General features: G+C 39.6%; 12 protein-coding genes. 11 read left to right on the forward strand and 1 reads right to left on the reverse strand.

Annotation, left to right across the window (positions count from 1 at the left end):
• Positions 1 to 143: 143 nt before the first annotated feature.
• The 6 genes from FZ940_RS02265 (at position 144) to FZ940_RS02290 (ending at position 6887) form a co-directional block, all read left to right on the forward strand.
• On the forward strand, positions 144 to 2156 hold the full coding sequence (locus FZ940_RS02265; RefSeq protein WP_148821337.1) for a TonB-dependent receptor domain-containing protein: 2013 nt from the start codon (positions 144 to 146) through the stop codon (positions 2154 to 2156).
• A gap of 128 nt (positions 2157 to 2284) precedes the next feature.
• Complete coding sequence (locus tag FZ940_RS02270) at positions 2285 to 3631, forward strand: FAD-dependent oxidoreductase (RefSeq protein ID WP_148821338.1); 1347 nt, start codon at positions 2285 to 2287, stop codon at positions 3629 to 3631.
• Between the two features lie 38 nt (positions 3632 to 3669).
• Entirely contained in the window at positions 3670 to 4347 is a 678-nt protein-coding gene (locus FZ940_RS02275) for a DUF4272 domain-containing protein (RefSeq protein ID WP_234400112.1), read from the forward strand.
• A 45-nt stretch (positions 4348 to 4392) separates the two neighbouring features.
• Positions 4393 to 5451, forward strand: a complete 1059-nt coding sequence (locus FZ940_RS02280; protein WP_107687201.1) for an NAD-dependent epimerase — start codon at positions 4393 to 4395, stop codon at positions 5449 to 5451.
• A gap of 9 nt (positions 5452 to 5460) precedes the next feature.
• Positions 5461 to 6039 (forward strand): DNA-3-methyladenine glycosylase I, encoded by a 579-nt coding sequence (locus tag FZ940_RS02285; RefSeq protein WP_148821339.1) that lies wholly within the window; start codon positions 5461 to 5463, stop codon positions 6037 to 6039.
• A complete protein-coding gene (locus FZ940_RS02290; protein WP_148821574.1) occupies positions 6039 to 6887 on the forward strand; it encodes a DNA ligase in 849 nt (282 codons plus the stop codon). Before FZ940_RS02285 ends, FZ940_RS02290 begins: the two co-directional genes overlap by 1 nt.
• A gap of 9 nt (positions 6888 to 6896) precedes the next feature.
• Here FZ940_RS02290 and FZ940_RS02295 read toward each other — a convergent pair whose 3' ends face one another.
• Positions 6897 to 7154 carry a helix-turn-helix domain-containing protein gene (locus FZ940_RS02295; protein WP_148821340.1) on the reverse strand — a complete coding sequence of 86 codons (258 nt, stop codon included), beginning with the start codon at positions 7152 to 7154 and terminating at the stop codon, positions 6897 to 6899.
• A 165-nt stretch (positions 7155 to 7319) separates the two neighbouring features.
• Here FZ940_RS02295 and FZ940_RS02300 point away from each other — a divergent pair, with 165 nt between their 5' ends.
• The 5 genes from FZ940_RS02300 (at position 7320) to FZ940_RS02320 (ending at position 12038) form a co-directional block, all read left to right on the forward strand.
• The gene (locus tag FZ940_RS02300; protein ID WP_148821341.1) at positions 7320 to 7904 is read left to right on the forward strand and encodes a hypothetical protein; all 585 of its coding nucleotides are present in this window, start codon (positions 7320 to 7322) and stop codon (positions 7902 to 7904) included.
• 153 nt (positions 7905 to 8057) lie between these two features.
• Positions 8058 to 9041 (forward strand): UDP-glucose 4-epimerase GalE, encoded by a 984-nt coding sequence (gene galE, locus FZ940_RS02305; RefSeq protein WP_148821342.1) that lies wholly within the window; start codon positions 8058 to 8060, stop codon positions 9039 to 9041.
• 8 nt (positions 9042 to 9049) lie between these two features.
• Positions 9050 to 10372, forward strand: coding sequence for a UDP-glucose dehydrogenase family protein (locus FZ940_RS02310; RefSeq protein WP_148821343.1), 1323 nt, complete (start codon positions 9050 to 9052; stop codon positions 10370 to 10372).
• Positions 10369 to 10809 (forward strand): ecotin family protein, encoded by a 441-nt coding sequence (locus tag FZ940_RS02315; RefSeq protein ID WP_148821344.1) that lies wholly within the window; start codon positions 10369 to 10371, stop codon positions 10807 to 10809. The genes FZ940_RS02310 and FZ940_RS02315 overlap by 4 nt, the downstream gene beginning before the upstream one ends.
• A complete protein-coding gene (locus FZ940_RS02320; RefSeq protein ID WP_148821345.1) occupies positions 10806 to 12038 on the forward strand; it encodes a nucleotide sugar dehydrogenase in 1233 nt (410 codons plus the stop codon). Before FZ940_RS02315 ends, FZ940_RS02320 begins: the two co-directional genes overlap by 4 nt.

A 12038-nucleotide genomic window follows, 5' to 3' on the forward strand; every position in this document is an offset into this window, starting at 1 on the left:
AATTAAAATTTAAAAATAGTTTATATTTTTATCTAAAAACTCAAAAATTTATCCAAAATTTATACTTAAAATTATAATATTCAATCTCAAAATTATGCTATAAAATTAAAATAGTAATTTTAATAACCAAATTAGGAGGAAATATGAGATTTAAAAGCTTATTTAAACTCTCTCTTGTAGCAAGCGTAGCGGTTTGTGCAAACGGGGCAGACGAGAGCGTATTAAGCGGAGTTGAGGTAACAAGTAGCAGTGGCGGATATGGCGTTGATGACATCAAAATTTCAACTAGAAATGCTGGCCTAGTAAAAGACGTGATGAGAGATATTCCTGGTGTTTACGTAGGTGGCACAAACGGCATGAACCAAAAAATTTATATGAGGGGCGTAAGTGATCGTGGTCTAAATATCACGATAGATGGCGCGAAGCAAAACGGAAATACATTTCACCACAACGCTGACTTGCTGATCGATCCAGATCTTATAAAAGCCGTTGATGTCGAGGTTGGCTCAAGATCAGTGGTAAACGGCTCGGGTGCGCTTGGCGGTTCAGTCGCCTTTAAAACGGTCGATGCAAAGGACTTGCTTAATGATGGTGAGATTATAGGCGCAAAGATAAAGACAGGATACGCCTCAAATAACAGCGAATTTTCTCAAGGCCTTATGCTCTTTACTGCACCAGTTGAAGGGCTTGATTTTATAGCCACTATTAATCACAAGGGCTACGACTACGGCAAAAGCGGCAACAAAAGAAAGATAGGCGGCGATGGCAACGATCTTAGCTATCTTTTAAAGCTTGGTTATAGCTTCCTTGATGCACATAGAATTTCTATCTCAAGAGAACATAATGAATTTAAAGGCATGTATCCAATGAGAGCCGAGTTTGGCAGCTGGTATACTGGTCAATTTCCTGTTGATAACCGAAAATATGAACGTGATACTACAACGCTAAAATACGAGTATAAACCAAGTGATCTTCTAAATTTAGATGTAACGGTATACAATACCGAGCATAAAAAAGATGACCCGGTCTTAAAAATTTTAGGCGTAAAAACAAACGGCATAAATGCAAAGGCTAAAAGTGTAGTCGAGAGCGGCGCTTTAACGCAGACTTTTAGATATGGCGCTGAGTTTTATCAAAGTAAAAATTTCAACAAACCAGACAATCACTACCCAGAAAAGGTAAATAACTACTCGATCTACGCAGAAGATGCGCTAAATTTTAGCTCGCTAACTGTTACTCCAGGCATCAGATATACGCACCATGAGCTAAAAAGCTACGACGGCAGAGCTGGAAATGTAAAGAGCTACACATATAAATTTAACGAATTTACGCCAGCACTTGCACTTGATTATGAGATCATTAAAGGATTACACGCATTTGCAAGCTATGCAAGGGTCTTTAGAGGACCTGATGTCATGGAGTCGATGATGGCAAGTGGAAGTAGCAGGGGCAGGGCACTAAACTGGAAGGCAAATAAGGATCTAAAAGCGACAACTGGCAATAGCTACGAAACTGGCCTTAAATATCATGGTGATATAAGTGAAGCTAGCTCATATAGCTTATCTGCAAAATATTTCATGACAAAATATAAAAATTTAATAGTTGATAACAATGCAGCAGGTGGAGGTGTAAATCAAACTTTAGTTAGGATAAACGCTGGTGGCGCTGATATAAGCGGTGTCGAGCTACTTGCAAGGCTAAATTTAGATGCACTAAGCCTAGCTGCTAGCTACACTCATCAAAATGTAAAATATAAAGATAGAGTTGTAAAACCAAATGGTAGCTACTACACCTCAAACATCATCGGCTACCGAGATCAGGGCGATAAATACACATTTAACGCAGAGTATGCATTTTCAAGGATCGATACGCTAATAGGCTACAACCTAATCTACTTTGCTTCAAAAAATACCGTCTCAGCTGGCGACGATAAAAATGCCAAGATACCAAGCTATGCAGTTAGCGATATCTACGCTACCTATGCGCCAAGCAGCGGCAAATTTAGAGGGCTAGAGATAAATGCTGGAATTTACAACCTCTTTAATAAAACTTATGCTTCGCAGTCTCAAAGAATGGCTGATTATACAGGCAATCCAGACTATGTAGACTGGGAGCCAGGTAGAAATTTCAAAGTAAACGTATCTTATAAATTTTAACTTCAAGGCAAGGTGAAAGCCTTGCCAAATTTCTCTTTTATATAAAAATTCTAGCTTTTTTCACTATGCTGTTTGTTTTAAAATTAATATAGTATCATTTTGGCGACTAAACTTTTTTGGGAGAAAAAATGAGGCAGAAGCACTTTGAAGTGGTAATTGTCGGAGCAGGCATTAGTGGGACGGCGCTCTTTTATGAGTTGGCTGCATTTAGTGATATAAAAAAAGTCGCACTTTTAGAAAAATATGACGGCGTAGCTACTCTAAATTCAAACGGCAAAGGCAACTCACAAACCATTCATTGTGGCGATATCGAGACAAACTACACGCTAGAAAAAGCAAAAAAAGTCTCTCGTGTGGCAAATATGCCAGTAAAATATGCTCTAAAATACAATCTTGATGGCAAATATATGTTTGCTCATCAAAAGATGGCACTAGCTATCGGAGATACTGAAGTAGAGCGCATGAAAGAGCGATATGAGAGTTTTAAAGAGCTTTTTCCTTGCCTTGAAATTTATGACAAAGAGAAGTTAAAACAAATCGAACCAAACGTCGTTTTTGACGCAAATGGCAATGAGAGGCCAGAAAACATCATCGCCATAGGCACGCAAAATGGGCAGTTTACGACGATGGACTTTGGTGGCTTAGCAAACTCACTTGTGCAAAATGCGCTAAATTTAGGCGGAGATGGCTATGAGATCAGCCTAAACTCAGAAGTAACTGATATAAAAAAGGCGGGTGATACATTTCACATAAAGATAAATGATGGCGAGGTGATCACCGCAAACTACGTTGTAGTAGATGCTGGAGGACATTCGCTATTTTTGGCTCACAAAATGGGTTATGGGCTTCATCTTAGCACATTGCCTGTTGCTGGAAGCTTTTATTTCGCAAAAAAACGCCTACTAAACGGCAAAGTCTATATGGTGCAAAACGATAAGCTACCATTTGCCGCGCTTCACGGCGATCCGGATATCCTAGCTAATGGCAACACTCGCTTTGGACCAACAGCCCTAGTCATACCAAAACTAGAGAGATACCACGGCTGTTCAAGCTTTTTTGACTTTTGTAAATGCCTAAAATTTGATAAAAACGTCTTTGAAGTCTTTACAAATCTCTTAAAAGATAGCGACATCAGATCTTATATTTTAAGAAATTTCTTATTTGAAGTGCCATTTATCAATAAAAAAGAATTTGTAAAAGACGCTAGAAAGATCGTGCCAAGCCTAAGTGAAAACGATCTGAGCTATGCTGTAAATTTTGGTGGCGTAAGACCACAAGTTATCGACCGCAATAAAAAGTGCCTTGAGCTTGGCGAAGGCAAGATAAGCACAGGCGAGGGTATAAGTTTTAATATGACTCCAAGCCCTGGAGCTACAAGTTGCTTTGAAATAGCAAGAACTGATATGATCGAAGCCTGTAAATTTTTAGGTAAAAAATTTAACGAAGAGAAATTTAATGCCGAGTTTTTTGGGTAAAAATGGGAGTATTTGATATTTTTAAAAAAGGTGCGGATATGCCAAAAACAGCACAACAAAGAAAAGATGAGAGCATAAAAATTTTAAAAAAAGAGGGCGTGGCTGTGCTTGAGAGTCTGCCACTAAGGTATGACAATAGTGAAGTTACGCCAAGAAGCATTGACGAGATCATTGCTCGTGCGGTTTGCTCATTTACGGCCATTATGTGTGCTTGCACTATCCGCGACAATGGCCACCTAAGTGAAGATGAGATAGCTTGGGCTAAAGACTTTTTGGGCGATTTTTATGATGACCTAAGTGTAAAAGAAAAAGAGGTCGTAGAGGGCAGAGCCGATATAAATTTGGCCGTAAATATGGGCTGGAAGTATGAGTCGCTTTGGATCTTACTTTGGGCGCTTGGCATAGCTAAAGATATCGGTAAGATGGATAAAATTTGCGACTGTGATTTTGTGATGGATGTCTTTAGAGAGGGTGGGCTCAAAAAGCGCTCAAAACTGCGCAGTTTGGATGAAATTTTAAGCAAACTTGACCTAGTTTATCGCTATCACTGGGCGTGTGTGGACGCAAGGATAAATGGTAAAAAGGTTGCTGGACTTGACGAAGAGGTCGTTATGGAAAGACGTGCGGGGCTTGAGTGGTTATGCTGCAAAGGTTGGGAAAATGACGACTTAAGAGCTGAATTTAACGCTTGGGACTACCCTGATCTAAATACGTAAATTTACATTTTTGCACTAAAATAAGCCAAAAATGAAAGGAAAAATATGAAAATTTTAGTAACTGGAACAGCTGGATTTATAGGATTTCACCTTGCAAATGCCCTTGTGGCACGTGGCGATGAGGTCGTCGGATATGACGTGATAAATGACTATTACGACGTAAATTTAAAGCTCGCGCGCCTAAAAACGGCAGGCTTTGACACGAGCGAGATAGACTATGGCAAGCTTATCGTCTCAAAAACGCATCCGAATTTAAAATTTATAAAAGCAGATCTCGCCGACGAAAAGACAATGAAAGAGCTTTTTAGCAAAGAAAAATTTGACGTAGTGGTAAATTTAGCTGCACAAGCTGGCGTTCGCTACTCACTCATAAACCCAAAAGCCTACATCGACAGCAACATCACAGGCTTTATGAATATCCTCGAATGCTGCCGCCACAATGAGATCAAAAATTTAGTCTATGCAAGCTCTAGCTCGGTTTATGGCCTAAATGAAAACATGCCATTTTCTACGCACGAGGCGGTAAATCACCCTATAAGCCTCTACGCAGCGACCAAAAAGAGCAACGAGATGATGGCGCACACTTATAGCCATCTATTTAATGTGCCAACGACTGGACTTCGCTTTTTTACGGTGTATGGACCATGGGGACGTCCTGATATGGCGCTATTTTTGTTTGTTGATGCTGCGCTTAAAGATAAAACTATCGACGTCTTTAACTACGGCAAGATGAAGCGCGATTTTACCTACGTGGACGACATCGTAAAGGGTATCATCAAGTGCATCGACAACCCTGCTAAGCCAAATCCAGCTTGGGACGCAAAGCACCCAGACCCTGCCACTTCAAAAGCGCCGTTTAAGGTCTATAATATCGGCAATAATAGCCCAGTTGAGCTCATGGACTACATCAAGGCTGTTGAGATAAAGATCGGCCGTGAGATCAAGAAAAATTTTCTCCCACTTCAAGCAGGTGACGTGCCAGCAACATTTGCTGATGTGAGCGACTTGGTGGCTGACTTTGACTACAAGCCAAATACAAAAGTAAATGACGGCGTAGCTAAATTTGTTGAGTGGTACTGTGAGTTTTACGGAGTTAAAATTTAAGGAAAGCAGATGAGGCGATGTGAATGGGCAAAAGGCGAGCTTGATATAGCCTACCACGATAATGAGTGGGGCAAAGTCATAAAAGATGATAGAAAATTTTTTGAGATGATAGTTTTAGAGGGCTTTCAGGCGGGACTTTCGTGGCATGGAGTGCTTCAAAAAAGAGAGGCTATGAGAGCGGCCTTTGACGGCTTTGATCCAGAGAAGATCAAGCTTTACGGTGAGGACGAAATAGCGAAATTTATGCAAAACGAGAGGTTGATCCGCAACAGATTAAAACTAAAATCGCTCTCGCAAAACGCCCTTGCATTTTTATCCGTAACGCAAGAATTTGGCAGCTTTTATGACTATTTGTGGGGATATTTGCTAAGAAAATTTGACCCAAAATTTGACGGCAAACAGATCATAAATCACTATCAAGACATAAAACAAGTGCCAGCTACTACGCCTATGTCAGACTTTGTGGCAAAGGAGCTAAAAAAGCGAGGGTTTAAATTTTTAGGCTCTGTTAGCACCTATGCCTTTTTGCAAAGCGTGGGCGTGGTGGATGATCATATGGACTATTGTTTTTGTAAGTGCAAGGCTTGATTAAAATAATTTTTGCACTTTTGGTGCTTTTAAATTTTGCATTTTCTCTTGAACTATTACGCCTTAGCGAATTTAAAGATCAAAACGTCAGTGGCTGGCTAGCTAGCGAGAAGCTTGATGGCGTGCGTGCCTACTGGGACGGAGAGAATTTGCTCTCAAGGCAGGGCAAAAAGCTAAATGCACCGCTAAGTTTTACTAAAAATTTCCCTAAATTTGCACTTGATGGCGAGCTTTATGCAAAGGAGCTTAAATTTGAAGAAATCCAAGCAAGCGTGATGGATAAGCTGCCAGATGAAAAGGCGTGGAACAGGCTAAAATTTCACGTTTTTGACGTGCCAGAGGCAAGTGGTGGCTTGCCTCGTAGGCTTGAAGTCTTGGCTAAATTTCTAAAAAATGAGCCAAATCAAAATTTGATCATCATAAAGCAGATAAAAATGCGCAATAACGCTCAATTTTTAAAATTTGCTGAAAATATCATCGCAAAAGGCGGCGAAGGAGCTGTGGTGCGTGAGCCAAATGCGCCATACGAGCGAAAACGAAGTAAAAATGCGCTCAAATTTAAGAAATTTAAAGACGCCGAGTGTGAGGTGATCTCAATAAATAAAGGCAGCGGCAAATACGCAAATCTTGCTGGCTCGCTTACTTGCAAGGCACTTGGCGGCAAAGATGTTAAAGAAAAAGCTAGCGAGCCAAAAGAGGGCACTATCTTTAAAATAGGCTCAGGACTAAGCGATAAAAACCGTCAAGAGCCCCCAAAGATAGGCTCTATCATCACATATAAATTTCAAAATTTAACCTCTTATGGCAAGCCAAGATTTCCCATATTTTTAAGGGTTAGAGAAGATTAATAAAAATTTTTATGCACCTTTAAAAAAATCAGCAATATCACAATTAAATAGTTTTGAGAGCTTAAAAAGATGAAGCATATTAAAGCGCTTATTATCTGTAAAATTTTCCATGTTTGCATAAAAACCATTTGAAGCTTGCCCTATACTAAGAGCGGTTTCAAGCTGGCTAAAGCCTTTTTCTTGTCTTATTCTTTTTACATTATTTGCCACATTTTTTAGAAATTCTTCCTCTTCTTCTTTTGAAACAATTTGTGGCAAATTTAGCATTTTTATTTCCTATAGAAAAGTTTCCTATAAGTTTAATTGCATTAAAATACTTTTACAATTATCTGTAAATAATATCTCTATAGAGATTATTAGAAATTAATTAAATAAAGGATAAGCATGATATCTGAAGTTTTTAAGGACAAAACAAATATTTAGGACATAAGAATGCCAGTAGTACTAGAGATTTTTGGGGGATATCTAGATGAATTTTATAACCTTTCACTTAGTAAGAAAGAAGTTTCGATATTTGCAGCAGCCATACTTATGAAAGGAGATAGAAAACAATTTAAAACAACAATTGATGTATATAATTTTTTCAAGAGATGGCGTGTAAATATGGAAATTGTTGATGATAATGATTTTTTTACTGATGCCATTACTTCGTTTTTTGGTAAAGACAATCTAGGTTTGGCAATTAATAGAACTTTTTCAACTGCATACATAATGTATAAAATCTTTACTTCGCCAGAAATTCCCAAGTCATTTGATATTGATAATGTTTATGGTCATATGATATATAATAAATATATTTTAGGTGATTCTGGCGTACCTGCTTATCTAGCACATAATGCATCAACGCTTTTTACGTGTGTAAATCAGCTTACAACTTTTGCTACAGTTTATCATTTGAGTATAATGGATGGTAAGGACAAAACTATTATAAAAACATGGTTACAAGATGAATTTATTACAACTTTTAGTTTTGTTTTTAATCAACATGAGGCTTTTTATGAGGCTATTCGCAAATAAAGTGCACAAATAATATTTATCTCGTTTGTAGGCATTTTGATTAGAAGATATTACATATGACATTTATTTAAAAATTCTACAAGCAAGCCTTGCTTTACTTTTGCTTTACTCTATTTTTGATAAAATTACACACTTTTAATGAAAGGCTTAAACTTGAAGATTTTAGTAACAGGTGGAGCTGGATATATCGGCAGCCACGTAGTAAAAGCACTTTTAAAGCAAGGCAAAGATGAGATAACCATCATCGACAATCTCTGCAAGGGCTCACAAAAAGCACTTGAGGCACTTCAAAAGATAGGAAATTTTAAATTTATAAATGCAAATTTAGAGGATGATTTGAGCGAAATTTTTGCAAATGGTAAATTTGATGCGATCATTCATTTTGCAGCGTTTATCGAGGTCTTTGAGAGTATGAGCGAACCGCTAAAATACTATCTAAACAACACCGCAAACGTCGCAGGGGTGCTAAGATACGCAAAAACTTACAATGTAAATAAATTTATATTTAGCTCAACTGCTGCAGTTTATGGCGAGCCAGACGTGGCAGAAGTTAGCGAAACAACGCCTACAAACCCGATAAATCCATACGGCAGAAGCAAGCTCATGAGCGAGCAGATCATCAAAGACTATGCCGCTTCAAATGAAAATTTTAAATTTGCGATTTTGCGCTATTTTAACGTCGCAGGCGCAGACGAGGAGGGGCTTATCGGTCAAAACTATCCAAATGCCACGCACCTTATCAAAGTAGCCGTGCAAACAGCACTTGGCAAGCGTGAGAGCATGGGTATCTTTGGCGATGATTATGCGACAAAAGATGGCACATGCGTAAGAGACTACATCCACGTTAGCGACCTAGCAGACGCCCACATCAGCGCACTTGATTACATCAGCCAAAATGGTAGCGAAACTTTTAATGTGGGATATGGCAGGGGGTTTAGCGTAAAAGAGGTCATCGAGACCGCAAAAAAAGTAAGCGGAGTAAATTTTAAAGTGCTAAATGCGCCAAGAAGGGACGGCGACCCAGCTATCCTCATCTCAAACGCAAGTAAACTGCGCTCACTAACTAGCTGGAAGCCAAAAAGAGACGATCTAGCGCTCATCATAAAAACCGCCCTTGAGTGGGAAAAGAGAATTTAAGGGAAAACATGAAAATAGCTGTAATTGGAACTGGATATGTTGGGCTAGTAAGTGGTGCATGTTTTGCCAAAATGGGCAACAGCGTGATCTGCGTCGATGTTGATAGCAAAAAGATCGAGGCGCTAAAAAACGGCGTCGTGCCTATATATGAGCCAGGGCTTGCTGATATCGTGAGCGACTGCTACAAAAATGGCTCACTTAAATTTAGCACGCAGATAACTGAGGCGCTAGAGCATGCAGATGTGCTATTTATAGCAGTTGGCACGCCTATGGGCGCTGATGGGCAGGCGGATTTAAAATACGTCTTATCAGTTGCAAAATCTATCGGAGAAAATTTAAGCAAACCACTAATAGTTGTTGATAAATCAACCGTTCCAGTGGGCACTGGAGCTAAGGTGCATGAGGTGATCGAGGCTGAGCTTAAAAATAGAAATGCAAAGGTTAAATTTGAAGTCGTCTCAAACCCAGAGTTTTTAAAAGAGGGTGCGGCGGTTGAGGACTTTTTAAAGCCAGACCGCGTAGTTATCGGGGCTAGTAGCGAGTGGGGCTTTAGCGTGATGAGAGAGCTTTATGAGCCATTTATGAAAAATCACGACAGGCTTATCTGTATGGACGTAAAGTCAGCCGAGATGACAAAATATGCTGCAAATTCGATGCTAGCAACCAAAATAAGCTTTATAAACGAGATAGCAAATATCTGCGAACGTGTGGGAGCAGACGTAAATTTAGTAAGAAAAGGGATCGGTAGCGACTCAAGGATCGGATATAGCTTCATCTATCCAGGCTGCGGATATGGCGGCAGCTGCTTTCCAAAAGACGTCGAGGCACTCATCTACACAGCTAGACAAAATGGCTTTGAGCCAGAGCTTTTAAATGCGGTTGAGTCAAGGAATAAGGCTCAAAAAAGAGTGCTGTTTGATAAAATTTATAACTTCTTTGGCGGCGATCTAAATGGCAAGACGATTGCGCTTTGGGGGCTTGCGTTTAAGCCAAACACAGACGATATGCGCGAGGCTAGCTCGCTAACTTTGATAAAACTTTTAGACGAAGCTGGCGCAAAAGTGGTGGCGTATGATCCAAAATCAAGCGAAGAAGCTAAAAAATATATGCCAAATTTAGATATAAAATACGCTAAAAACAAATATGACGCGCTTGATAATGCCGATGCTATGGTGCTTGTAACCGAGTGGAGCGAGTTTAGATCGCCTGATTTTATGGAGATTAAAGAGAGGCTAAAAAATGCCGTCATATTTGACGGACGAAATCAATATAACGCTAAAGCTTTAGCCGAGCATGGATTTAAGTATTTTCAAATAGGAGTAAAGGTATGAGAAAATTTTTACTTTTTATCGTGGCTTTCGCGCTTCCTTTTGCACTTTTGGCAGGCGAAAACGCACCAAAAACCGAGGAAAATATTTTTGAGCTACCTATCTCAAAGATGCCGCCTGATTATTTTAAATACGAAGTCGCATTTTTTAAAGAGATAGAAATCGACTGCAACTTCGCCTTTTTGCTCGGCGGAAAGCTTGAACAAAAAGAGGACGCGCGCGGGATTTATTACGAATTTAGCGGCGGTGACGAGCTAGAGCAAACGATGTGGCTTTGCAAGGACGGAGAGAAAAAGAGGCGGGTTTATTATGAATTTACTAAAATTTTACCAGGCGTTAGCCCTATTAGAATCATAACTCCAAAAGGTGTAAGTGCGGAAATAAGAATGTATGAACGCGTAAAAAAGATAGAAGCAAAAAAGAAAGGAAAAAGTAAATGAAAATAGCAGTAGTAGGACTTGGATATGTTGGACTTCCACTAGCAGCAGCTTTTAGCGAAAAGTACGAAGTAGTAGGCTTTGATGTAAATGCAAAACGTATAGAAGAGCTTAAAAGTGGCTATGATAGAACGCTTGAACTTAGTAGCGAACAGATGAAAAAAGCGATCGATAATGGCATGAAATTTAGCCTAAATTTAGATGACATCAGAAGTTGCAACTTCTTTATAGTAACCGTCCCAACTCCGATAGATAAGAACAAGCGCCCTGATCTAACTCCAGTCGTAAAAGCAACCGAGAGCGTGGCAAAAGTGCTTAAAAAAGGCGACATCGTTGTCTATGAAAGCACCGTTTATCCAGGCGTTACAGAAGAAATTTGCGTGCCACTTCTTGAAAAAAGTGGGCTTAAATTTAACAAAGACTTCTTCTGCGGCTACTCACCAGAGCGCATAAACCCGGGTGATAAAGAACACACAGTGACAAAGATCAAAAAAATCACAAGTGGCTCAACCCCAGAGATCGCTGATAAGGTCGATGAAATTTATCGCTCAATCATCACAGCTGGCACTCATAAGGCCTCAAGTATCAAAGTAGCCGAGGCTGCAAAGGTCATTGAAAACACACAGCGTGATATAAACATCGCCTTTATAAACGAGCTTGCTATGCTTTTTGAAAAGCTTCATATCAACACTATTGACGTACTTGAAGCTGCTGGTACGAAGTGGAATTTCTTAAATTTCCGCCCAGGTCTAGTTGGTGGTCACTGCATCGGCGTGGATCCATACTATCTAACTCATAAGGCTCAAGAGGTAGGTTACCATCCAGAGATGATCCTAGCAGGCCGCCGCATCAATGATGATATGGGTAGATACGCAGCTGATCAAGTGATAAAACTAATGATAAGAAAAGGCGTGCTTATCAACAAAGCGCGCGTGCTTGTTCTTGGTATGACATTTAAAGAAAACTGCCCAGATATAAGAAATTCTCGCGTTATAGACGTGGTTGATGAGCTAAAAGACTTTGGCTGCAAGGTCGATGTAACTGATCCTTGGGCTGATAGTGCTGAGGTAAAACACGAGTACGGCTTTGATCTAGTAAAAGAGTATAACCTAGATGACTACGACTGCATCGTGATTGCCGTAGCTCACAATGAGTTTAAAAAGCTAAATTTAAAAGGCCATTTAGTTTACGATATAAAAAATATCTACCCAGAGGCTGACGCTAGGCTGTAA

It is taken from the genome of Campylobacter concisus, from assembly GCF_902460415.1.
GTDB lineage: Bacteria > Campylobacterota > Campylobacteria > Campylobacterales > Campylobacteraceae > Campylobacter_A > Campylobacter_A concisus_Y.